Genomic DNA, 22328 nt, shown 5'->3' with positions numbered 1-22328 from the left:
ACCCAAACGATTTAAATCGTTTAAATCCTTTTAATTATTTATAGCCAACGCGATCCAGCATCTGCAACACCTTCTGCTGGTTGGCTCCCACCGCGCCCACATTGATGACTTCGGCCTTGAACGGCCCCATCTTCACCAGTGCCGGGTTCTCGGTCTTCACGCTCTTGACGGCAGGCCATTCGTTATTGCCTTCGGCGAAGTAACGCTGGGCCGAATCGCTGGCCAGGTATTCCAGGAACTGCACGGCTTCAGCCTTGTGCGGCGCGTTCTTGGCCACACCGCCACCGGCGATGTTGACGTGCGCACCGTAGCTCTTCTGGTTGGGCCAGACGATGCCGACCTTTTCCATCAGCGCCACGTCTTCCGGCTTGGTCGAACGCAGCAGGCGCGCCACATAGTAGGAGTTGGAAATGGCCACGCCGCACTCACCCGAACCGACCGCCTTGATCTGGTCAGTATCGCCACCGACCGGCTGGCGCGCCTGATTGGCGACCATGCCCTTCAACACGGCTTCGGTCTTGGCCGCGCCGTCATGCTCCAGCAGCGCGCCGAACAGCGACACGTTGTAGGGGTGCGAACCACTGCGGGTGCACAGCTTGCCCTTGTTCTTCGGGTCGCCCAGGGCTTCATAGGTATCGACGTCTTCCGGCTTGACGCTGGCCTTGTTGTAGACGATCACGCGGGCGCGGGTGGAGAAGCCGAACCACTGCGTACCCTCGCTGCCTTCCTTGCTGTGCAGGTTGGCGGGAATGCGCTCATCGAGCAGCTTGGACTTGACCGGCTGGAACAGCCCTTCGCTCTGCGCCTTCCACAGACGAGCCGCATCCACCAGCAGGATCACATCGGCCGGGCTGGAGGCACCTTCGCTCTTCAGGCGCGCCAGGATGCCGGCATCGTCGCCATCGACACGGTTGATCTTGATGCCGGTGGCCTTGGTGAAATCGGCGTAGAGGGCTTCGTCAGTCTGGTAGTGGCGCGCCGAATAGAGATTGATGACCTTCTCCTGCGCGAAGCTGGAAGCGGCAATGGCAGCCAGCACGGCGCCGACGGCGAGTTGACGGTGGAACATGGACCATCCTTTTCAAAAAGAGTGAACGACCGCCGTCATTGAAACGGCGTTTTCTTTTGGCGCGGAAGGCGGTCCGGGAAGGTGGGACTGGGCTGTCGCAGTGGGCAATCTCGGGATCGCCTCGTTGTGGACTCAAGGCGTAATGCCTGAGCGGTTCATGGACCGCTGACGACTATATCACAAACAAGAAGCATTATCATCTGCGCAAATCCATCCGGCGCAGCACGATACAAAACGCCCTTGCCGGCAGCCGCGCGGCAAGGGCGTGTTGGAGGCGATATGAAGCAATCAGATGAGCTTGACCGCAAAGTCCACACCGATGCCGGCCCACCATTCCTGCTCCTTCTGGAACCAGAAGGAAATGCTCGGATGTTCCCTGATGTAGTCGCGGCGGATCTCCAGGTCGATACGGCTCTTGAGCTTGACCCGCACCTTCTCCAGATCCAGCGTGATGTGTGCATGGCGGAACATCACCGCCAGCCGCAAGGCCAGCACCGCCTTGGCGAAATCGACATCGGCCAGCATCTCGCTGATCTTCTTGAGGTTGCCCTTCTGCCCGAGGATCAAGGTACTCATCAGACGCTGTTCGCGCGTGGTGAAACCGGGCAAGTCGGCATTGGCGATCATGTAGGCCGAATGCTTGTGGTAACCGGTGGGCGAAACGACCAGCCCGGTCTCGTGCAGCAATGCGCTCCAGTAGAGATAGCGCGCGTAGGAATCGGTAGCGGGCTTGAGCAGCTGGAAGAAACCCAGCGCGGTATCGGCCACACCATGCGCACGGGCGGCATCGACGTGGAAGCGGCGGGCGAACTCTTCCACCGAACGGTCACGACGGTCGGCCTTGGTGGCGCGCAATTGCAGGTCCCACATCACGCCCATGCGCAGGCCGGCTTCCACCGGCGTGATCAGCGCAATGCCGAACTCCTGCATGAAGCCGATCAGTACCGCCAGCCCGCCCATGATCACGCCGGCGCGATCAGCCTTCATGCCATCGAGCGCGATCTGGCTGACGTGGCCAAAATCGATCAGGCGCTGCATCAGGTCGGCCAGGCTGGGCAGCGTGATACGGCCATCACCCATGTTGTTGCGACGGATGGTATCGGCGATGGCGCGCATGGTGCCGGAAGATCCGTAGACGTTGACACTGGTCGCATCAAAGCTGAAGAGATGCACCGCATCTTCCACATGCGAACGCGCCGAAATGATGGCGCGCTCGAAAGCGGCCGCCGTAATGGCGCCGTCGGGGAAGAAGGCCAGGCTCTGGTTGACGGTGCCGATGCCGAAGGATTCGACGTGACGGATATGTTCGCCCAGACCACGGATGACTTCAGTGGAACCGCCGCCAATGTCGATGACCATGCGTTCCTCGCCGCCATCGGCCAGCACCCCGGCCACGCCCATGTAGATCAGGCGCCCTTCTTCCTCACCGGAAATGATCTCGACCGGATAACCGATGGCACGCTCCAGTTCGGGCAACAGTTCGGTGGCATTCCTGGCTACGCGCAAGGTATTGGTGGCCACTACCCGCACGGCCGTGAGCGGATAGTCGCGCAGAATGGAGCGGAAACGGGTGAGCGAATCAATGGCACTCTGGCAGGCCTGCGGCGTCAGATTGCCGGTCTTGTCGATGCCCGCCGCCAGGCGGATGGGGTCACGGGCGCTCTTGATGACGCGTATGCCGTCGTCCTCGTACTTGCCGATATGCAAGCGAAAACTGTTGGAACCGAGATCTACCGCAGCAAACATTCATTTCCTTTCGCAAGGGCTGTACGCCGAACGGCACACAGCAATTGCTAAATAATTTAAACCGCATCCTGTCTCCCAGCCGACAAGATAATGGGCGCGCATTACACTTTGATGACAGCCTGCACCCTGTAAAATGGCGGGTCGGCGAAGTCGTGCTGCGTTGCAAATATTATTTTATACAATTTATCCCATTTCCCTTCCATGCCCGGCATTCTTTACCTGGTTCCCAACACGCTGGGAAGTACCGAACTCCTCACCGACGCTGGCGCCATGCACCCGCTGGAAGCCATCATCCCGCGCCAGGTGCAGGCCATCGCGGCGCGCCTGGATTATTTCGTGGCCGAAAACGCCAAGACCACGCGCGCCTTCCTCAAACTATTGGGGAGCAATACCCCGCTGGCCCAGCCCATCCAGGCAATCCAGATCAGCGAGCTCAACGTCAACACGCCCCCTGCCGCCCTGCCCGCGCTGCTGGCACCGCTACTGGCGGGCCGTGACGGCGGCCTGATCTCGGAAGCGGGCGTGCCGGCCGTGGCCGACCCCGGCGCCAACCTGGTGCGACTGGCGCATCAGCATGGCATCCTGGTGCGACCGCTGGTCGGTCCGTCTTCGCTCTTGCTGGCGGTGATGGCCAGCGGATTGAATGGCCAGAGCTTCGCCTTCAACGGCTATCTGCCCACCGATGCGGCAGCACGCACCAAGCGCATCGGCCAGCTGGAAGACCGTTCCCGCAAGGAGAAGCAGACCCAGCTGCTGATCGAAACGCCCTATCGCAACGGCGCCATGCTGGAGGCACTGGCGCAGTCCTGCCAGCCGGGCACGCTGATCTGCGTGGCCACCGATCTGTCGCTGCCTACCGAAGCGGTGCGCACGCAGACCGCCGCGCAATGGAAGGCGGCGCTGGCGGCGAACAAGGCACCGGACTTCCACAAGAAGCCCACGGTATTCCTGCTGCTGGCCGAATAAGCCCTCGCCCCGCCACAAAGACAAAGGCCGATTGCGTCAGCAACCGGCCTTTGTCATGGGGGCTGTGCAATGGCTTATCGCAAATGCGACAGCGGTGCCGACATCAGTGTCTTGGCAAACCCGGCACCGAAGGCCACGCCGAACTTCTTCAACACGCGTTCGGAGAGGTTCTCGGTCTGGGTGTAGTCCACCACGTCCTCGGCCTTGATGACGTCACGCGCCACGCTGTCGACCGTGCCATAGCCATCGGCCAGACCCAGCTCGACTGCCTTGGCACCGGTCCAGACCAGACCGGAGAAGGTGTCCGGGGTTTCCTTGAGGCGCGTGCCACGCCCCTGGCGCACCACGTCGATGAACTGCTGGTGGATCTCCTGCAGCATCGACAGCGCATAGTCACGCTGCTTCGGGCTTTGCGGGCTGAAGGGATCGAGGAAGCTCTTGTTCTCGCCCGCCGTGAGCAGGCGACGTTCCACGCCCAGCTTGTCCATCAGCCCGGTGAAGCCGAAACCGTCCATCAACACGCCCACCGAACCGATCAGGCTGGCCTTGTTGACGAAGATCTTGTCGGCGGCCACGGCGATGTAATAGCCACCGGAGGCGCACATCTCCTCGACCACCACGTAGATCGGCTTCTTGGGGTACTCCTTGCGCAGGCGGGTGATCTCGTCGTTGATCATGCCGGCCTGTACGGGGCTGCCACCGGGGCTGTTGATCTTCAGGATCACGCCCACCGAATCGCTGGCGGCGAAGGCCTTGTCCAGCGCCGGAATGACCACCGCCGCCGAACCCTGGCCTTCGGACTCGATGGTGCCGCGGATTTCCACCAGCGCAGTATGCGGACCCAGCGGCTCGCTCTCGATCTTGTTGTAGGTAAAGGCCATCCAGCCGCCCAGCACGATCACCGCCAGGATGGCGATGCGGAAGAAAATGCCCCAGCGGCGGCGGGCGCGCTGTTCCTTGACGGCGAACAGGGCCAGCTTTTCCAGGACATCACGTTCCCAGCCGCTCTTCTTGTCCTCGCGCACGCTGGCGGGAATGGAGGAAGACGGCGACGGGGAAGACTGGGGAGGACGGTCTTGCGGGTTGTCAGATTGGTTGTTGCTCATAGGCTCACTCTAGGCAGCGCAGCCGCGCTGCACTGGTTTTCCGCGAAGCTCATGCCTCGACGGGCTGGACGATGTCATCCGGACGCCAGAACACCTGGCCGTCCCGTTCCACCGCCATGATCTTACGCAAATGCGCGCCGGTACAAGGTCCGCCTTCGCATTTTCCGGTATCGGGCGCATAAACCGCGCCATGTGTTGCGCACATGAGATACAGGCCGCTGGATTCGAAGAATTCGCCCTCGGCCCAGTCCAGTTCGATGGGTACATGCGCACAGCGATTCAAATAGCCATAGACCACTCCGCCGTAACGCACCACGAAGCCGGTGGTCTCGTCCCCATGCAGCTGCACCGGGAAACGCTTGCCCAAACCGCCCTCCTGAAGGGCGCTGGAGGGGCAGATGAAGATTTCTTCTGGTGTCGTCACGGCCATGCGCCTCAGGCGTGCTCATTGAGCCACTGATGCAGCTCGCGGATGGAAGGGGCTGAATAAAGTGGCGACAACGCCTGCAACTGCTGCGGCGGATGCGCGCCAAACTCCACCGCCACGCCCCTGGCACCGGCATTGATGGCCATCTGCAGGTCATGGGTGGTGTCACCGATCATCAGGGTGCGGTGCATGTCCTGGCCCAGTTCGCGGGTCAGTTCCTGCAACATGGCCGGATGCGGCTTGGAGAAGGTCTCATCGGCGCAGCGGGTGGCGTCGAACTTGGAGAGCAGGCCGGTGGTATTCATGGCCCGGTTCAGCCCGACGCGGCTCTTGCCGGTGGCCACCGCCAGGAAGTAGCCCTGCTGTGACAGGTCGGCCAGCATCTCCGGCACGCCCTCAAAGAGCGTCAGATCCTTGTCCTGTCCAAGATAATGATGGCGATAACGCTCCACGATGCGCGGATAGTACTTCGGATCCACATCCGGAATGGCCGCCTGCATCGCATCCTGCAATCCCAGGCCGATCACGTAGGAGGCCGCGCTCTTGTCGGGAATGGGCAGACCCAGGTCGCGCGCAGCCGCCTGGATGCAGCGCACGATGGTGGAGGTGCTGTCCATCAGGGTGCCGTCCCAGTCGAAGACGATCAGGTCGAATTGCTTTCTTGCCATGTGTCGAGTTCTTTCTGCTGGCATGTCCTGGCGCTGCTTGCCGGATCGGCAATTGGCAGAGGGACATGCGATTGTGTCAATGCCGGGCAGAAAGTATCACATCCCGGACCGCTGCGTGCACCCCTTCACTGTTCTGTCCCGGCCAGCATGTTGTGGGGCAGCAGATCGCCCTCGGCACCGCCTTCGAGGCTGCGCAGGAAACGCGCGCATTCTTCGGGCAGCCCAGCCTTGAGAGTGACGGTCTCGCCGCTTTCCGGATGGCGGAAGCTGATGCGCCAGGCGTGCAGGAACATGCGCTTGAAGGCCACGCGGCTGCCCTCGGCCTTTTGCAGCGACTTGTTGAGGGTGAAGTCCCCGTACTTGTCGTCGCCCACGATGGGAAAACCGCTGGAAGAGAGGTGCACCCGAATCTGATGGGTGCGGCCGGTCTTCAGTTCAGCTTCCAGCAGGGCAAATTCACCGAAGCGGCGCAACAGCGAAAAGATCGTGTGCGAAGGCTGGCCGTCGGCCTGCACCCGCACGCGGCGCTCGCCATCGGGCGTGCTGTACTTGAACAGTGGCAACTTCACGTGCTGGCGGGCGTTCTTCCAGTCCCCCTGCACCAGCGTGAAATAACGCTTGTCGGTGGTGCCTTCGCGCATCTGGTCGTGCAGGTTGGTCAGGGCCGAACGCTTCTTGGCGATCAGCAGCACGCCCGAGGTATCGCGGTCCAGGCGGTGCACCAGCTCGAGGAACTTGGCCTGGGGGCGCGCCGCGCGCAACTGCTCGATCACGCCATAGCTCACGCCGGAGCCGCCGTGCACGGCCACCCCGGCCGGCTTGTCGATGACCAGCATGTGGCTGTCTTCCAGCAGGATGCGGAATTCGGCACCCGGCACGACCTGCTCTTGCTTTTCTGCAACTCGTATTGGCGGCACGCGCACCACGTCGCCTTCGGCCAGGCGGTAGGTCTGGTCGATGCGGCCCTTGTTGACGCGCACCTCGCCCGAACGCAGGACACGGTAGATATGGCTCTTGGGAACGCCCTTGCAGATGCGCAGCAGGAAATTGTCGATCCGCTGCCCCGCTTCCTCGTCGGAAATGGTCAGCAACTGCACCTGGGGAAGGTTCTGCGAGGCTGCTTCGCTCCGGGAGGCGGGCGCGGCTGCGGCGCTTTCAGAAGCCCCCCTAGAAAATCTCGCTAAGTCCTTCATTTTGAATATATAATCGATTGACGCCGATCAAAAAACGGCGTCAGTAGAATAAAAAAGGAACATTCTACACAAGAGGAGTCTTCGTCAGCCTCGCTCATTTGCAAAATAGACGAAGGGGGCCCCGAAAACCACGACGCGCGGCATCGCAGACGCAATAAAAGCGCTGCAACGGTTGACAATACAGCCGATCATGTCGCTTGCCTGGTCCACGTAAAGGCCTCGAAACGAGTACGCACCTTCCTTGCGCGATTCCAGTTTGCACCGCAGTTGCAATCGGACAGCGCGCCTGGAAGTGGAACAGAATTGTTTGGATCATCAGGATAAAAGTCTGGCAAGACTCGCATCCGGTGTTCCGGTTCAGGTCCGCAGCGCACAGCCCCCGGCAATATGCTGCAACATGCAGCATCATGCAGCGCAACCGGTGGCAGGCTCATCCGCCCGCCCCTCTTGCAGCGCATTGCCCGGGCCCTGCCGCAGTCCTGACCGAAGCACCGCGAGGCTTGCCGGTTGATGCAGCAGAACCCGATCGCCGTCGCCAACCCATCACCATGTTACGTTTGGCTCCACAGACCAGCTTACCGTCCGCAGTTGCCTGCGCGACCGCCTATGGCGGAGCGCGCGGCGCGGATACGGTGCTGCCCGGCGTTCCCGTCTGCCGCATCCGCGCCCCCTTGTGCTGGAGCGCCCGCTAAGGCGCACTGACACAATCAAGGCAATTGCCTCCCCAATCACTTCGTTCTCGCGTACATCCCCTGTACTTTTGGCCCGCTACCACATACGGACGGGCCATTTGAAGGATCTTCGGATCCCGGAGTGAAAACATGAAACGTATGTTGTTCAACGCCACGCAGCAGGAAGAACTGCGCGTAGCGATCGTTGACGGTCAGAAACTGATCGACATCGACATCGAAACCACCGGACGCGAGCAGCGCAAGTCCAACATCTACAAGGGCGTCATCACCCGCATCGAGCCCTCGCTGGAAGCCTGCTTCGTCAACTACGGCGAAGAACGCCACGGCTTCCTGCCCTTCAAGGAAGTGGCCCGTTCCTACTTCAAGGAAGGCATCGACGTCCGTAACGCCAGCATCAAGGAAGCGCTGCGCGAAGGCCAGGAAATCATCGTCCAGGTCGAGAAGGAAGAGCGCGGCAACAAGGGCGCGGCCCTCACCTCGTTCATCTCCCTGGCCGGCCGCTACCTGGTGCTCATGCCCAACAACCCGCGCGGTGGTGGCGTGTCGCGCCGTGTCGAAGGCGAAGACCGCCAGGAACTGCGCGAAACCATGGACAAGCTGGACCTGCCCAATGGCATGTCCGTCATCGCCCGCACCGCCGGCATCGGCCGCAACGTCGATGAACTGCAGTGGGACCTGAACTACCTGATGCAGCTCTGGCGCGCCATCGAAGGCGCCGGCCAGACCGCCTCGGGCGCCTTCCTGATCTACCAGGAATCCTCGCTGGTCATCCGCGCCATCCGCGACTACTTCCAGCCCGACATCGGCGAAATCCTCATCGACACCGACGACATCCACGACCAGGCCCAGCAGTTCATGGCCCACGTGATGCCGGACATGGTCCACCGCGTCAAGCGCTACCGCGACGACGTCCCCCTGTTCTCGCGCTTCCAGATCGAACACCAGATCGAGACCGCCTACTCGCGTACGGTCCCGCTGCCCTCGGGCGGCGCCATCGTGATCGACCACACCGAAGCCCTGGTGTCGGTGGACGTGAACTCGGCGCGCGCCACCCGTGGCAGCGACATCGAGACCACCGCCTTCAACACCAACCTCGAAGCCGCCGATGAAGTGGCCCGCCAGTTGCGCCTGCGCGACCTGGGCGGCCTGATCGTGATCGACTTCATCGACATGGAGAACTCCAAGAACCAGCGCGAGGTGGAAGGCCGTCTCAAGGACGCCCTGCACCACGACCGCGCCCGCGTTCAGATGGGCAAGATCTCCCGCTTTGGCCTGATGGAACTGTCGCGCCAGCGCCTGCGTCCGTCGCTCTCCGAAGGCAGCCACGTGACCTGCCCGCGTTGCAACGGCACCGGCCACATCCGCGATACCGAATCCTCGGCCCTGCAGGTGCTGCGCATCATCCAGGAAGAGGCCATGAAGGAAAATTCAGCTGCCATCCACGTGCAAGCGCCCGTGGACGTGGCTGCCTTCCTGCTCAATGAAAAACGGGGCGAAATCCTGAAGATCGAGACGCGCCATCGCGTCACCGTCATCATGATCCCCAACAAGCACCTGGAAACCCCGCACTACAAGATGGAACGGATCAAGCACGACGATCCGCGCCTGGACGACGCCCAAGCCAGCTATACCATGGCCGAGCAAGCCGATACCGACATCGGCTACAGCCAGCGCCAGAAGGAAGAAGTGCGTCCGCGCCAGGAAGCCGTGGTCAAGGGCATCACCCCCGACCAGCCGGCCCCCATCGTCGAGCGCAAGGCCCCGGAACCGGTGGCCGCTGTCGTACCGCCGCCGACCCTGGCACCGGAGTCCGGTCTGCTGGGCAAGATCTTTGCCTTCTTCCGCAAGAAGCCGGTTGCACCGGTGGAAGCACCTGCTGCCGTCGAAGCCAAGACCCCGGCCAAGCGTGAGGGTGAGCGCAATGGCCGCGGTGGTGATCGCAATGGCCGCAACCGCAACCGTGGTGAACGCGGTGAACGTGGCGAGCGCGTTGAACGTGGCGAGCGTGGCGAACGCAACGCAGAACAGCGCGCAGCACGTGGCCCGGCCGCCGTCGAACTGAAGGCCGGCGAAACGGCCGAAGCCAAGCAGGCCCGTCCGCCGCGTGGTCCGCGCGAACCGAGGGAAGGCCGCGAGCCGCGTGAAGCCCGCGAAGGCCGTGAGCCGCGCGAGGCCCGCGAAGGCCAGGAACCGAAGGAAGCCCGTCGCAACGAAGCGCGTGAAGTCCGCGAACCGCGCGAAGGCCGCGAGCCGCGTGAAGGCCGTGAACCGCGTGCCCCGCGTGAACCGCGCGCACCGCGTGGTGAACGCAAGGACCCCAAGGCCGAGGAAGGTCTGCCGCTGGAAGCCGCACTGGCTGCCGGCGCAGCCACCACCGCAGGCGTGGCCGTGGCCCTGTCCGGTGACGAGCAGGCTGCCCAGGTGGATGCCGCACAAGTCGAAGGATCCGAAGGCGCTGAAGGCGTCGAGGGTACGCAAGCCGCTGAAGGCGCTACCGAGCCGCGTCGTCGTCGCCGTCGTGGTGGCCGCAACCGTCATCGTCGCGAACGCGATGAAAACGGCAACGTCATCGACAATGGCGAAGGTGAAGCCAACGAGACCGCCGAAGGCGTCGAAGCTGTCGAAGGCGTCGACACGGCGGTCGTGGCCAGTGCCGCCGCCGTCAGCATGAACGTCGAGACCGTCGCTGCTGACACCCCGGCTGCACCGGTGGAAGTCGCCCAGGCGGCAGTGGCGCAAGCCTCCTTCGCCGCCTCGCCAGTGCCGGAACAAGCCCAACCCGAAGTGGCTGCCCAGGTCGAAAGCGGTGTGAATTCCGTGGAAGCCGTGGCCGCTGCCGCTGCTGAAGCGACCCAGGCCGTGTTCGCGAACCAGCCGGTCATCGAACCGGCAGCGCCATCCATCGATGCCAGCTTCGCCCCGGCCCCGGCCTTCGAGCCGGTCCAGGCCCCCGTTGCGGCTCCGGCCGCATCGGAAGCCCCGGTCGAGGTGGTGCAAGCCGCTCCGGCTGCCCCGGCAGCTCCTGCGGTGCCGCAACAGATCAGCCTGCTCGATAGCGTCGAGGCCGTGGAAGCCAGCCCGGCCCCGGCGGTCATCGAACCGGCACCGGTGGCAGCCCCCCCTGCTGCCGCGCCTGCCGCCCATGCCAGTTCCACCGGCAACGGCGCACAGTGGGACTCGCTGCAGCAGATGCTGTCGCAAGCCGGCCTGACCCTGGCCACGACCGATCCGGTCAAGCTGCGCGCCGCCCAGGAAGCCGCCGCCTCGTTCGTCCCGGCACCGCACGTGCCGCGCGAGCGCAAGCCGCTGCCGCCGCAATCGACCGAACCGTTGGTGCAGGTCGAAACCCGCCGCTGAGACAGGATGACAGGCGATGCGCCGCAAGGCCCCGCCTGACACTGAAATAGCGGCAGTGAACAAGGGAGCTTCGGCTCCCTTTTTCATGTCTATTGCACCTGATGTGAAGTCTCAAGCACAAGGCCGCATCGGCAAACCAGAACCTATTTGGGAACAGTTGCCCGCTTCCGGCAACGATACAGTCGGCGCCCCCCGAAATGGCCGCACAAGCCGGATGCCAGCGGGGCCGCACGGGTGGCGGCCTTGCGCATGGAATTCAGTTGCAGCGATATACTATATGTACGATTGTGCATCTACGCGGCGACCTCAGGCGTGCTATCGTTACACACCTCTTATCGTCAGATCGTATGAACAAGCGCGTCATTCCCATCGTCGATGTCCGGCAAGCCCCGTCCGCCAGCCCCTCGGGACCTGGCGTGCCGGTTGCCGTGCAGCCCGTCGGCTGGCTGGCCGACAGCCTGGGGCGTCCACTGCATGATCTGCGCATCTCGGTAACCGACCGCTGCAATTTCCGCTGCGTGTACTGCATGCCCAAGGATGTCTTCGACAAGCAGTACCAGTTCCTGCCGCATTCCGACCTGTTGACCTTCGAGGAACTGACCCGCGTGGCGGCCCAGTTCGTGGCCCACGGCGTGCGCAAGATCCGCCTGACCGGTGGCGAGCCGCTGCTGCGCAAGAACATCGAGACCCTCATCGCCATGCTGGCCGCCCTGCGCACGCCGGACGGCGAGGAAATCGACCTCACCCTCACCACCAACGGCACCCTGTTGAAGCAAAAGGCCCAGGCGCTCAAGGCCGCCGGGCTCAAGCGCGTGACCGTGTCGCTGGATTCGCTGGATGACCAGAGCTTCCGCCGCATGAATGACGTCGATTTCCCGGTGGCGCGCGTGCTGGAGGGCATCGAAGCGGCGCACGCCGCCGGTCTCGGTCCGGTCAAGATCAACATGGTGGTCAAGAAGGGGGTCAACGACGACCAGATTTTGCCCATGGCGCGCCATTTCAAGGGAACACCGGCCATCCTGCGCTTCATCGAATACATGGACGTGGGCTCCTCCAACGGCTGGCGCATGGACGAGGTCCTGCCTTCGCACGACGTGGTGCGGCGCATCTCTGCCGAGATGCCGCTGGAAGTGGCCGACCCCAACTATACCGGCGAGACCGCCGAGCGCTGGCGCTATGTCGATGGCAGCGGCGAGATCGGCGTCATCTCCAGCGTGACCCAGGCCTTCTGCCAGGACTGCTCGCGGGCGCGCCTGTCCACCGAGGGCAAGGTCTACACCTGCCTGTTCGCCAGCCAGGGCCACGACCTGCGCAGCCTGGTGCGCAACGGCAGCAGCGATGCCGAGCTGGCCGGCGCCATCGCCGCCCTCTGGGGCCAGCGCGGCGATCGTTATTCCGAACTGCGCAGCGCCCTGCAGGCCGCACCGCTGCGCAAGGTCGAGATGTCCTACATCGGCGGCTGAGGTCGCGCCCTGCCTGCCCCATCTGCATCATGTCTTCCCGTACCGATCTCTTCTCCGCCAGCCACATCACCGGCCTGGTGCTGGCCGGTGGCCGGGGCACGCGCATGGGCGGGGTAGACAAGGGCCTGCAAGTCCTGCACGGCAAGCCGCTGGTCCAGCACGTGCTGGAACGCCTGGCCCCGCAGGTCGGCTCCCTGGCGATCAACGCCAATCGCTCCCAGCTGGAGTACGCCCGTTTCGGCTATCCGGTCTGGCATGACCTGCAAGGGGGTTTCCCCGGTCCGCTGGCCGGCCTGCAATGCGGCCTGGCCCATTGCCACACGCCGCTGCTGGCGACCGTCCCGTGCGACTCGCCGCTGATCCCCTATGATCTGGTGGCGCACCTCTACGACGCCCTCACCGCCAGCGGTGCACAGGCCGCCATCGCGGTCACTGACGGCGTACACGGACGGCAGCGCCATCCGGTATGCTCGCTGCTTCAGACGACTACGCGCGCTTCGCTGGACGCCTTCCTGGCCGCCGGTGAACGCAAGATGGACCACTGGTTTGCCAGCCTGGATTGCATCGAAGTGGATTTCCCCGACGAGCGCGCCTTCAGCAACATCAATACCGGGCTGGATTTGCAACAGCTCGAAGCAGAACAATGACCGAGACCCACACCGCCACACTCCACGACATCGTCAGCTGCATCAGCGGCTATGATCCCAACGCCATGACGGTAGCGCGCGCGCAAGCCGTGATCCAGGAATTCATCACGCCCATCGAGGCCGTCGAAAAGCTGGCCATCCGCAGCGCCCTCTCGCGCGTACTGGCACGCGACATCGTTTCCCGCATCGACGTGCCGGCCCACGACAACTCGGCCATGGATGGCTATGCCCTGCGCGGCGAGGACGTGGCCGAGGGCAAGCAAGTGCGTCTGCAAATCATCGGTGCGGTGCATGCCGGCGAGCGCTTCACTGGCCACGTCGGTCCCGGCCAGTGCGTGCGCATCATGACCGGAGCGCCCATGCCGCCCGGCTGCGACACCGTGATCCCGCAGGAACTGACCACCGACGCCGACGAGCAAGGCGTGACCCTGCCCGCCGGTCGCGTGCGTCCCGGCGACAATCGCCGCCTGCGCGGTGAAGATCTGGCTCTGGGCAGCGTGGCGCTGCCGCGCGGCCGCGTGCTGCGGCCCTCCGACATCGGCCTGCTGGCCTCGCTGGGCCTGGCCGAAGTGCCGGTGCAGCGTCGTCTGCGCGTGGCCTTCTTTTCCACCGGCGACGAATTGCGCTCGGTGGGCGAGCCGCTCGATGCCGGCTGCGTCTATGACTCCAACCGCTACACCCTGCACGGCATGTTGACGCACCTGGGTTGCGAGGTGCTGGATCTGGGCGTGGTGCCGGATGACCCGGCCGCGCTGGAAGCCGCCTTCCGCAGCGCCTGCGAAGAAGCCGATGCCGTCATCACCTCCGGGGGTGTCTCCGTGGGCGCGGCCGATTACACCAAGCAGATCATGGCCAGCCTGGGCGAGATGACGTTCTGGAAGATCGCCATGCGCCCCGGCCGCCCGCTGGCCTTCGGCCGCATCAGCTCGCGCGGGCGCAATGCCTATCTGTTCGGCCTGCCGGGCAATCCGGTGGCGGTACAGGTGAGTTTTTCCTTCTTCGTGCGCGATGCCCTGCTGCGCCTGGCCGGTGCCGAAGCCAATCCGCTGCCGCGTCTGCGCGTCAAGTCCGCCACGGCCATCCGCAAGAAGGCCGGCCGCACCGAATACCAGCGCGGCATCCTGGCCCCTGATGAAGAGGGCCGATGGAACGTGCGCCTGACCGGCATGCAGGGCTCCGGCATCCTGCGCTCGATGTCGGATGCCAACTGCATCATCGAGCTGGAACATGCGCGCGGGGACGTGGCCGCAGGCGAAGAGGTGGCGGTGGTGCTGTTCGACGGGCTGGTGTGAGGGGTTTCAGGCCGATATGAAGAAAAAGGGACGGCAAGCCGTCCCTTCACCGCCCCCTCCTCCGGGGTGACTTCCGGGGATGAAGAATCAGACGCTTTCACCCTCCTCGCCCAGATCCAGCTCCCCCGTCCCCAACAGCTTCTGCGCATTCTCCACCGGCAAGGCTTCCACCGACTTCAACTTGCGCGTCATCTGGCGGGTGCGGGTCTCGGCCTGGTCGATGTTCTTGGCCACGCGTTCCAGTGCGCTCTTGGTCGAAGCCAGCACTTCACCGAACTTGCCGAACTCGGTCTTGACCGCGCCCAGCACCTGCCACACTTCCGAGGAGCGTTTTTCCAGCGCCAGCGTACGGAAGCCCATCTGCAGGCTGTTGAGCAAGGCCGACAAGGTCGACGGACCGGCAATGGTGACCCGGCAGGTCCGTTGCAATTCATCCGACAATCCCGGTCGACGCATCACCTCGGCATACAACCCTTCGGTCGGCAAAAAGAGGATGGCGAAGTCCGTCGTCAGCGGCGGTGACAGGTATTTCTCGGCAATCGTTCTGGCCTCGCCGCGCACCGCGCGCTCCAGTTCGCGGCCGGCCGTGGCCACGCCCTCGGCATCGGCGCGCTCGGCTGCATCGACCAGGCGCTCGTACTGTTCCTTGGGGAATTTGGCATCGATGGGCATCCAGACCTGGCCCGCGTCTTCCTTGGCACCCGGCAGACGGATGGCGAATTCCACGCGCTCGCCACTGGCCGGGACGGTCTCCACGTTCTTGGCGTACTGGTCGGGTGTCAGCATCTGTTCCAGCAGGATTTCCAGCTGCACTTCACCCCAGGTGCCGCGTGTCTTGACGTTGGTCAGCACGCGCTTCAGGTCGCCCACGCCGGTGGCCAGTTGCTGCATTTCGCCCAGACCCTGATGCACCTTGTCCAGCCGGTCCGAGACCAGCTTGAAGGATTCACCGAGTCGCTGCTCCAGCGTGGCATGCAGTTTTTCGTCCACGGTCTTGCGCATCTCTTCCAGCTTTTGCGCATTGTCGTTCTGCAGGTCCTTGATCTTGGCTTCGAGCGTAGCGCGCACCTCGGCCATGCGCTGGGCGTTCGATTCGGTCAGCGCCGACAGTTGCTGGTTCAGCGTATCGCCGAAGCGCTTGAGCGAGACCGCCTGCTCTTCGCGGTTCACCTGCGCCTGCAGGGTGATGGACTGGCGCATGCTTTCCAGTTGCTGCGCATTGCTTTCGTTGAGCTTGACCAGTTGCTGCGCGAACCCATCGATCTGCTGGTTCTGCAAACCCGCCACGCTCGTCAGTTGTGTCGCCAGCGTCTGCTGCAACTGGGCGAAGTTGGCGCCCAGTTCCTGGCGCGTGCTCTGGGCGCTGGCCTGCACCTGGCTGCGCAGCTCGCGCTCGATGCGTTCACCGGTGTCCTGCTGATGGCGCTGCAGGTCCTGCTTGACCTGCAGCAGCGCATCTTCGATCACCAGTGCGGTGTCATCGTCATGACGCTGGCCGGACCGCAGCAGGATCAACAATTGCAGGACGAGGCCGACCACGACCAGCCCGGCAAGGATCATTTCGAAAAGAGACATGTCACCAGTCCAGTGCGATTTACTCGGGCTTGTTGCGCATCCAGTCGGCCGTCTGGTAGAGCGCCGCCAGCAGGCGTTTCATCAGGTCTTCCGGCAGGCCCACGTCCTGCATGGCCCAGGTCATGCAGCGCAGCCACTGGTCACGCTCCGAGATGCCGATGGGGAAAGGCAGGTGGCGCGCGCGCAGGCGCGGATGGCCGAATTTTTCCATGTACAGGCTGGGACCACCGGTCCAGCCGGAGAGGAACATGTAGGTCTTGTCGCGCGAGCCATCCAGCGAGGGCGGATGCAGCGCGCGGATGCCGGCGAACTCCGGCTCCAGGTCCATCAGGTCATAGAAACGGTCGACCATCTCGCGCAGCTTCTCAGCGCCGCCGATGAGTTCGAACGTGGTCGGTTGGTTGGGATCTTCGATTTGCATAAGACCGCCATGATACCGCAGCCGGACTGCCGCGTCGGTGCAGTCCGGCGGCCCTCGCCGGCTTTCTTGATCTGCGTCGTATCCGGCCGGGATCAGGCTTCGCGCAAGGTCTGCAGCGGTGGACGGCGCAGCACGTGACGCAATCCGGCCCAGCCGCCCAAGGCCGAACAGCCCGCCCCCAGGCCCATGCCGGCCACCCACACCAGCGGACTGAAGCTCCACTCGAAATTGAAGATGTAATGCGCCAGCGCCCAACCGATACCCGCCGCACCGCTGGCCGCCAGCAGCCCGGCCAGCGAACCCACCAGCAGCACCTCGATGCGCTGGGCGCGTGAAAGCTCCTGGCGGGTCGCACCGAGGGCACGCAACAGGCCAGCTTCCCGTACACGTTCATCCTGGGACCCTGCCAGTGCAGCGTACAGTACCAGTACACCTGAGCACAAAGTGAACAGGAACAGGAACTCTACAGCAGCAATCACTTGACCGACCACTTCCTGGATCTGTCTCAGTACACTTCCTATGTCGACCACGGTCAGATTGGGGAAATCGCGGGCCAGTGTATTGCCCAGCGCTTCCTGCTGCGCTCTCAGGTGGACGGCGGTGATCCAGCTTTGCGGCGTATCGCGCATCAATGTCGGGTTGAGGATGACGAAGAAGTTAACCCGCAGCGAGCCCCACTCCAGCTTGCGCAGGCTGGTCACCGGCGCCTCCACCAGCTGGCCGGCGATATCGAATTGCAGGCGGTCCCCCAGCTTGATGCCCAGGGTCTGGGCCAGTCCGCGTTCCACCGAGGCTTCGGGATGGCTGTCGTCGTACCAGCGACCAGCCACGATGCCATTGCCCGGCGGGATGTTGGCCATGGTCGAGAGATTGAACTCCCGGTCCACCAGGCGCTTGGCCCGATCTTCCTGATAATCCGCCGCATTGACGGCATGACCATTGATCTGCACCAGGCGCCCGCGAATCATCGGATACAGCGCCACATCCTGTACCCCGCCCTGGCGCAGCGCCTGTTGCACGGCCTCGCGCTGGTCCGGCTGGATGTTGATGATGAAGCGGTTGGGGGCATCCGCAGGCGTGGCCTGGCGCCATGCGCCCACCAGATCGCCACGGATCACGGTCAGCAACAGCAAGGCCATGAGCCCCAGCCCCAGTGCCACCACCTGCATGACCGCCGCCGCCGGACGGCGTTGCAGGCCGTCGATGGCAAAGCGCCAGCTCTGGCGATCCACCAGGCCGCGCAGCGAACGCAGGGCGCGCAGGCACAGCCAGGCCACCAGTGCGAACAGCGCGAAGCCGCCGAGGAAACCCGCGATGGTCAGCAAGCCCAGCTTGAGATCGCCCGCCTGCCACAGCAGCAATCCCGAGAACACCAGCGTGCCCAGCACATAGCTGGCCACGGTCAGCGCCTGCGGTGCGCCCTGGTCGCGGCGGATCACCCGGTTGTGCGGCACGTTGCGCAATTGCAGGATGGGCGGCAAGGCAAACCCGACCAGCAACAGCAGCCCGGTGGCCACGCCCTGCAAGGCAGGTGCCCAGCCCGGCGGTGGCAAGGCGGTCGGCAGGAAACTGCCCAGCCATTGCAGCAACGCAAAGTGCGCGGCAAAGCCGACCAGCATGCCGATGATGCTGGCCGCCAGCCCGATGAGAACGAATTCGGTGAGATACAGCCGGGTCACCTGGGCCTGGGTCAGGCCGAAACAGCGCAGCATCGCGCAGGCATCCAGATGGCGCAGCATGAAGCGACGCGCCGCCATGGCCACGGCCAGCGCCGCCAGCATGGCTGACAGCAGGCCGACCAGGGAGAGGAATTGTTCGGCGCGGTCCAGCGTGGCGCGCATTTCGGGGCGGCCGTTTTCCAGCGACTCCACGCGTACGCCGCGCAGCTTGTCGGCCTCGATCTGGCCTTCGATCTGCTGCTGGTAACGCTGCACGGCCTCGACGGGTCCGGCGATCAACAAGCGATATGTCACGCGCGAACCGACCTGCACCAGGTGCGTGGCGGCCAGATCGGCCTCATTGACCATCACGCGCGGCGCGAAGTTGACGAAGGCGCTGCCGCGATCCGGCTCGACCGAGATGACGGCGGCGATCTTCAACGGCAAATCACCCAGTTTCAAGGTATCGCCGAGCTTCACGTCGAGCTGCGACAGGATCTGCGGATCCACCCATACCGTACCGGCCTGCGGGATGCCATCGGCGGGCCGGTCGTGTCCGTCCTTGCCTTCCAGTCGCAGCTGGCCGCGCAAGGGATAGCCCGCCGTGACGGCCTTGATGGAGGACAGCACCGAGCGCGCCGCATCGCCCTCCCCGGCCTGGGCCATGCTGGGAAAGACCTGGGTCTGCGCCTGCAGCAGGCGCTGCCCGCTGGCCTGCTGCAGCCAGGAGGATGGCAGTGGCTGGTCGGCCGCGATCAGCAGATCGGCCCCCAGCAGCTGGTGGGCATCGCGCGTCATCCCGGCGCGCATGCGATCGACGAAGAAACCGACCGAGGACAGCGCGGCCACCGCCACGATCAGGGCGATCAGCAGGAAGCGCAGCTCACCGGTGCGCCAGTCGCGCAGGGTCATGCGCAGTGCTTGTTGGAACATGCAGGGCCAGTCGTAAGAAATCAGGAATCGGGAATCAGGAGTCGTGAAGCAGGAACGGCGAGTCCGCCATCACGAAAGACGCAGGCCGCCATCAGCGCAGCCACACCGCCACCACGCCCACGGCCAGCAGTACGCAGGCCGCACCCAGCATGCGCAGGCGGCGCCGCATGCCATCCATGATGGCCACCAGTTGCGCATTCTGCTCGGCCAGGGTGTTGATCAGCTGGCTGGCGTCGAGCTGCTCGGCTTCCAGCTGGGCGATGCGCTGGGCCAACTGGCCGAGCTCGCCGCCCACCGGTGCGGCCGGTGCGGCATCGACTGCCGTCTTGGCCTTGCGCGTGCGCGACCACAGCTCACGCGCGCCCTTGACGATACCCGGGGTGGCCTGGACCACATCCCCCCAGGGAATCAATTTGATGGCCGATAGCCAGCTCAATCCCATCTGCACTACTCCTGAAAAAGGGTTGGACAGGGAAAATCAGATACGACTTGTTGCAATTTCGTCGCAAAAACGGCCGAACCGCACTGCCCTGTCTTCTTCTAAGACAGGCAAAATGTCATTTTATCCCGACAAGCTGCAAGCACCCCGCCGGCCCTGCGATCTCTGGCCCGCGGCACCGCCTGTGCAGTCTCGCCGCCTGAGAAACTGGAGTTCCCACCGATGAAAGCCCCCCTGTCCCTGCTGGCCGCCGCCCTGTTGCTGTGTGCCGGCAGCGCCTTTGCCGCTGATTGCACCCAGGCCGCCACCCAGGCCGAGATGAACGCTTGTGCCTCGGAGACTTTGACCCATAACGACGCGGACCTCAATGCCACTTATATGGCCTATCGCGACAAACTCAACAAGGCACAGCAAAACAAGCTGCGCGAGGTGCAACTGGCCTGGCTGAAGTACCGCGACCTGTCCTGCCGCTTTGAAAGTTCGGCCAGTGCGGGCGGGTCCGCTGCCGCACTGGCCCTGCAAACCTGCCTGGCCGAGAAGACCCGTCACCGTACCGATGAACTGAAGGCGCTGGCAGGCTGCAAGGAAGGCGATCTCAACTGCGTGCGCTAGTCAGGACATAAACTTTCATGCTGTAATGCTCCCGTCTGAAGAATCATACCGATCAGACCCACGAATCCACCTTGCCCCAGGGAGTCTTCCATGAAAAAAATGCTCTTCGCCATGACCTCGTTCGCGCTGGCTGCCCCGCTGCTGCTCAGTTCTCCCGCCATGGCGCAGAATGCCCAGCAGAACAAGATGAAGCAATGTAACGCCGATGCTGCCGGCAAGAAGGGCGACGAGCGCAAGGCTTTCATGTCCTCCTGCCTGAAGAAGGAACAGCCCAAGCCGGCCACCCAGCAGGACAAGATGAAGCAATGTAACGCCGACGCTGCCGGCAAGAAGGGCGATGAGCGCAAGGCTTTCATGTCGTCCTGCCTGAAGAAGAAGTAAGGCGTCCACCGTCATCCGGCCCGGCCCGATCGGGCCGATCAAGCCGATCAACAAAAAACCCGCAAGGCAGCTTGCGGGTTTTTTGTTGTCTGCGCGGCGCCGCGATCAGTGCTGGGCGCGCTTGAAGAAGAACAGGCCGGCGCCCACCAGCATGAGCACCCCGCCGAAGAAACGGTTCTGCGCCTTGATCGCCTTCTGGCTGCGGAAGAAGCGCTGCAGACGGCTGGCCGCGAAGGCATAGCCGTGCATGACCACCAGATCCACCGCCACCATGGTCACGGCCAGCACCAGCAATTGCAGCCACAGCGGGCGCTCGTGGTCGATGAACTGCGGCAGCACCGCCACCATGAAGACAATGCCCTTGGGGTTGGTGGCGTTGGTGAGAAAGCCCGTCATGCAGCGCTGCCACCAGTGCTGGCCGCGCTGGGCGCGGGCCACGGCATTGGCGGCGTCGATGGCTTCGCCTTCCTGCTCGGACGGCACGGGCGCGCGCCACTGCGAGAAACCGAGATAGATCAGGTACAGGGCACCGGCAATCTTGACCACGTTGAAGGCGGTTTCGGAGGCCACCAGCAGCGAGCCCACACCGGCACCGGCGATGATGAGAACCACCACCAGCGCGATTTCCAGTCCGAGAATGGTGGCCGTGGTGCGGCGCAGGCCGTAATTGAGACCGTGGCTCATCGACAGCACGGCGCCCGAACCGGGCGAGATGGCAATGAGGCAGGCAGCGAAGAAAAAGGTGATCCAGGTTTGATAAGCCATGAAGAACTCGGTCGGAGGGCGCAGCGTGGAATGGGGAGTCGACCATTATAAGCAAAGCTGCAACGAATGCTTACAAATACACGATGAATTGAAACACTTTCACGTCGTCCTTCAGGTCGACGGCTCGTTATAGGAAGCAAGGCGACACGAAACGATGAAGCGATTACGCAAAATCAAGCGCCGAGCGTAACAACCACTTTCTAAAGGACATTGCCATGAAAACCAAATCCGTCATCGTCGCTTCCCTGCTGACCGCACTGGCCCTGCCGGTGTTCGCCCAGACCGGCAGCACTGCGCCGGCCGCGCCAGCAGCAGCCACGGCCAAGGCGGAAGCCGGCAAGACCGACACCGCACACAAGGCCAAGACCAGCCATCACGCCAAGCACAAGAAGTCGGCCAAGAAGTCCGAAGCCAAGACTGAAAAGAAGGACGCCGCCGATACGGCAGCCAAGACCAAGTAAGACTGTACCGGGCCACTCCCGGTACACCTGACAGACACGCAGCACACACCGTACACACAGTACTACTGACGCAAACAGACACTTGTCTCTGAAAGGACATCACCATGAAAACCAAGACCATCATCCTCGCTTCCCTGCTGTCGGCCCTGACCCTGCCGGTGTTCGCCCAGACCGGCGCAGCAGCGCCCGCCGCTGCCCCGGCCAAGGCCGAAGCCGCCAAGACCGAGACCGCACCGAAGGCCAAGGCGGAACATCACGCCAAGCACAAGAAGTCGGAAAAGAAGGCTGAAGGCAAGACTGCGAAGAAGGCAGAGAAAAAGGCCGAGAAGAAGGAAGCCGCCGGTACTGAAGCCAAGCCGGCAGCTGACGGCGCCGCCAAGTAAGCCGTCCGCAAGGAGCACCACCCCGGGCGCCAGTGTTCTCTGATGCCCGGACATGTCAGGGATGACAGGAGTAT

Annotated in this window: 20 protein-coding genes; 9 read left to right on the top strand and 11 right to left on the bottom strand. The window is 63.6% G+C overall.

Annotated features, from left to right (window positions below):
- Positions 1–34: 34 nt before the first annotated feature.
- Positions 35–1069 carry a Fe(3+) ABC transporter substrate-binding protein gene (locus GWL_RS06385; protein ID WP_008327901.1) on the bottom strand — a complete coding sequence of 345 codons (1035 nt, stop codon included), beginning with the start codon at positions 1067–1069 and terminating at the stop codon, positions 35–37.
- Positions 1070–1357: 288 nt separating this feature from the next.
- The gene (locus tag GWL_RS06380) at positions 1358–2815 is read right to left on the bottom strand and encodes a Ppx/GppA phosphatase family protein (RefSeq protein WP_008327900.1); all 1458 of its coding nucleotides are present in this window, start codon (positions 2813–2815) and stop codon (positions 1358–1360) included.
- Positions 2816–3016: 201 nt separating this feature from the next.
- On the opposite strand from GWL_RS06380, the gene GWL_RS06375 reads away from it, so the two are divergent.
- Positions 3017–3781: an SAM-dependent methyltransferase gene (locus GWL_RS06375; protein ID WP_008327899.1), complete on the top strand. Its 765-nt coding sequence runs from the start codon at positions 3017–3019 to the stop codon at positions 3779–3781.
- Positions 3782–3855: 74 nt separating this feature from the next.
- Here GWL_RS06375 and GWL_RS06370 read toward each other — a convergent pair whose 3' ends face one another.
- From GWL_RS06370 to rluC, 4 genes are all read right to left on the bottom strand, one after another.
- Positions 3856–4887, bottom strand: a complete 1032-nt coding sequence (locus GWL_RS06370) for a S49 family peptidase (RefSeq protein ID WP_008327898.1) — start codon at positions 4885–4887, stop codon at positions 3856–3858.
- Positions 4888–4936: 49 nt separating this feature from the next.
- Positions 4937–5317 carry a Rieske (2Fe-2S) protein gene (locus tag GWL_RS06365; RefSeq protein ID WP_008327897.1) on the bottom strand — a complete coding sequence of 127 codons (381 nt, stop codon included), beginning with the start codon at positions 5315–5317 and terminating at the stop codon, positions 4937–4939.
- A 5-nt stretch (positions 5318–5322) separates the two neighbouring features.
- Positions 5323–5982 (bottom strand): HAD-IIIA family hydrolase, encoded by a 660-nt coding sequence (locus GWL_RS06360; protein WP_008327891.1) that lies wholly within the window; start codon positions 5980–5982, stop codon positions 5323–5325.
- Between the two features lie 125 nt (positions 5983–6107).
- Positions 6108–7175, bottom strand: a complete 1068-nt coding sequence (gene rluC, locus GWL_RS06355) for a 23S rRNA pseudouridine(955/2504/2580) synthase RluC (RefSeq protein ID WP_034350188.1) — start codon at positions 7173–7175, stop codon at positions 6108–6110.
- 821 nt (positions 7176–7996) lie between these two features.
- Between rluC and GWL_RS06350 the strand changes: the two genes are divergently transcribed.
- The 4 genes from GWL_RS06350 (at position 7997) to glp (ending at position 14626) form a co-directional block, all read left to right on the top strand.
- Positions 7997–11224: an Rne/Rng family ribonuclease gene (locus GWL_RS06350; RefSeq protein WP_034350187.1), complete on the top strand. Its 3228-nt coding sequence runs from the start codon at positions 7997–7999 to the stop codon at positions 11222–11224.
- Between the two features lie 347 nt (positions 11225–11571).
- The gene (gene moaA / locus GWL_RS06345) at positions 11572–12687 is read left to right on the top strand and encodes a GTP 3',8-cyclase MoaA (RefSeq protein ID WP_008327885.1); all 1116 of its coding nucleotides are present in this window, start codon (positions 11572–11574) and stop codon (positions 12685–12687) included.
- A 29-nt stretch (positions 12688–12716) separates the two neighbouring features.
- The gene (gene mobA, locus GWL_RS06340) at positions 12717–13334 is read left to right on the top strand and encodes a molybdenum cofactor guanylyltransferase MobA (RefSeq protein ID WP_008327883.1); all 618 of its coding nucleotides are present in this window, start codon (positions 12717–12719) and stop codon (positions 13332–13334) included.
- A complete protein-coding gene (gene glp, locus GWL_RS06335) occupies positions 13331–14626 on the top strand; it encodes a gephyrin-like molybdotransferase Glp (RefSeq protein WP_008327882.1) in 1296 nt (431 codons plus the stop codon). The genes mobA and glp overlap by 4 nt, the downstream gene beginning before the upstream one ends.
- An 87-nt stretch (positions 14627–14713) precedes the next feature.
- Here the strand turns inward: glp and rmuC are convergent, their stop codons facing one another.
- The 4 genes from rmuC to GWL_RS06315 form a co-directional block, all read right to left on the bottom strand.
- A complete protein-coding gene (gene rmuC / locus GWL_RS06330; RefSeq protein ID WP_008327881.1) occupies positions 14714–16201 on the bottom strand; it encodes a DNA recombination protein RmuC in 1488 nt (495 codons plus the stop codon).
- Between the two features lie 19 nt (positions 16202–16220).
- Complete coding sequence (locus GWL_RS06325) at positions 16221–16622, bottom strand: group II truncated hemoglobin (protein ID WP_008327879.1); 402 nt, start codon at positions 16620–16622, stop codon at positions 16221–16223.
- 92 nt (positions 16623–16714) lie between these two features.
- A complete protein-coding gene (locus GWL_RS06320; RefSeq protein WP_008327869.1) occupies positions 16715–19213 on the bottom strand; it encodes an ABC transporter permease in 2499 nt (832 codons plus the stop codon).
- A 91-nt stretch (positions 19214–19304) separates the two neighbouring features.
- A complete protein-coding gene (locus tag GWL_RS06315) occupies positions 19305–19655 on the bottom strand; it encodes a hypothetical protein (protein WP_008327868.1) in 351 nt (116 codons plus the stop codon).
- 219 nt (positions 19656–19874) lie between these two features.
- Here GWL_RS06315 and GWL_RS06310 point away from each other — a divergent pair, with 219 nt between their 5' ends.
- Together GWL_RS06310 and GWL_RS06305 are read left to right on the top strand one after the other, a co-directional pair.
- Positions 19875–20264 (top strand): lysozyme inhibitor LprI family protein, encoded by a 390-nt coding sequence (locus tag GWL_RS06310; protein WP_008327867.1) that lies wholly within the window; start codon positions 19875–19877, stop codon positions 20262–20264.
- A gap of 90 nt (positions 20265–20354) precedes the next feature.
- Positions 20355–20645, top strand: coding sequence for a PsiF family protein (locus GWL_RS06305; protein ID WP_008327861.1), 291 nt, complete (start codon positions 20355–20357; stop codon positions 20643–20645).
- Between the two features lie 105 nt (positions 20646–20750).
- Here GWL_RS06305 and GWL_RS06300 read toward each other — a convergent pair whose 3' ends face one another.
- Positions 20751–21410, bottom strand: coding sequence for a LysE family transporter (locus GWL_RS06300; RefSeq protein WP_008327852.1), 660 nt, complete (start codon positions 21408–21410; stop codon positions 20751–20753).
- Between the two features lie 215 nt (positions 21411–21625).
- Here GWL_RS06300 and GWL_RS06295 point away from each other — a divergent pair, with 215 nt between their 5' ends.
- Entirely contained in the window at positions 21626–21871 is a 246-nt protein-coding gene (locus GWL_RS06295; RefSeq protein ID WP_008327851.1) for a hypothetical protein, read from the top strand.
- A 104-nt stretch (positions 21872–21975) separates the two neighbouring features.
- Positions 21976–22254 (top strand): hypothetical protein, encoded by a 279-nt coding sequence (locus tag GWL_RS06290; RefSeq protein WP_008327850.1) that lies wholly within the window; start codon positions 21976–21978, stop codon positions 22252–22254.
- Positions 22255–22328 lie beyond the last annotated feature (74 nt).

It is taken from the genome of Herbaspirillum sp. GW103 (assembly GCF_000261365.1).
Classification (GTDB): domain Bacteria; phylum Pseudomonadota; class Gammaproteobacteria; order Burkholderiales; family Burkholderiaceae_D; genus Herbaspirillum.
The sequence above is the reverse complement of the archived record's forward strand: the minus strand, read 5'-3'. Positions and strand labels throughout refer to the sequence as shown.

Bases quoted from the DNA above. Each gene is read 5' to 3' on its own strand.
- GWL_RS06380 (WP_008327900.1), bottom strand. From the start codon at position 2,815: ATGTTTGCTGCGGTAGATCTCGGTTCCAACAGTTTTCGCTTGCATATC.
- GWL_RS06315 (WP_008327868.1), bottom strand. From the start codon at position 19,655: ATGGGATTGAGCTGGCTATCGGCCATCAAATTGATTCCCTGGGGGGAT.
- rmuC (WP_008327881.1), bottom strand. From the start codon at position 16,201: ATGTCTCTTTTCGAAATGATCCTTGCCGGGCTGGTCGTGGTCGGCCTC.
- glp (WP_008327882.1), top strand. From the start codon at position 13,331: ATGACCGAGACCCACACCGCCACACTCCACGACATCGTCAGCTGCATC.
- GWL_RS06310 (WP_008327867.1), top strand. From the start codon at position 19,875: ATGAAAGCCCCCCTGTCCCTGCTGGCCGCCGCCCTGTTGCTGTGTGCC.
- rluC (WP_034350188.1), bottom strand. From the start codon at position 7,175: ATGAAGGACTTAGCGAGATTTTCTAGGGGGGCTTCTGAAAGCGCCGCA.
- GWL_RS06295 (WP_008327851.1), top strand. From the start codon at position 21,626: ATGAAAACCAAATCCGTCATCGTCGCTTCCCTGCTGACCGCACTGGCC.
- GWL_RS06385 (WP_008327901.1), bottom strand. From the start codon at position 1,069: ATGTTCCACCGTCAACTCGCCGTCGGCGCCGTGCTGGCTGCCATTGCC.
- GWL_RS06290 (WP_008327850.1), top strand. From the start codon at position 21,976: ATGAAAACCAAGACCATCATCCTCGCTTCCCTGCTGTCGGCCCTGACC.
- GWL_RS06350 (WP_034350187.1), top strand. From the start codon at position 7,997: ATGAAACGTATGTTGTTCAACGCCACGCAGCAGGAAGAACTGCGCGTA.
- GWL_RS06375 (WP_008327899.1), top strand. From the start codon at position 3,017: ATGCCCGGCATTCTTTACCTGGTTCCCAACACGCTGGGAAGTACCGAA.
- GWL_RS06360 (WP_008327891.1), bottom strand. From the start codon at position 5,982: ATGGCAAGAAAGCAATTCGACCTGATCGTCTTCGACTGGGACGGCACC.
- GWL_RS06370 (WP_008327898.1), bottom strand. From the start codon at position 4,887: ATGAGCAACAACCAATCTGACAACCCGCAAGACCGTCCTCCCCAGTCT.
- GWL_RS06365 (WP_008327897.1), bottom strand. From the start codon at position 5,317: ATGGCCGTGACGACACCAGAAGAAATCTTCATCTGCCCCTCCAGCGCC.
- GWL_RS06320 (WP_008327869.1), bottom strand. From the start codon at position 19,213: ATGTTCCAACAAGCACTGCGCATGACCCTGCGCGACTGGCGCACCGGT.
- mobA (WP_008327883.1), top strand. From the start codon at position 12,717: ATGTCTTCCCGTACCGATCTCTTCTCCGCCAGCCACATCACCGGCCTG.
- GWL_RS06325 (WP_008327879.1), bottom strand. From the start codon at position 16,622: ATGCAAATCGAAGATCCCAACCAACCGACCACGTTCGAACTCATCGGC.
- GWL_RS06300 (WP_008327852.1), bottom strand. From the start codon at position 21,410: ATGGCTTATCAAACCTGGATCACCTTTTTCTTCGCTGCCTGCCTCATT.
- GWL_RS06305 (WP_008327861.1), top strand. From the start codon at position 20,355: ATGAAAAAAATGCTCTTCGCCATGACCTCGTTCGCGCTGGCTGCCCCG.
- moaA (WP_008327885.1), top strand. From the start codon at position 11,572: ATGAACAAGCGCGTCATTCCCATCGTCGATGTCCGGCAAGCCCCGTCC.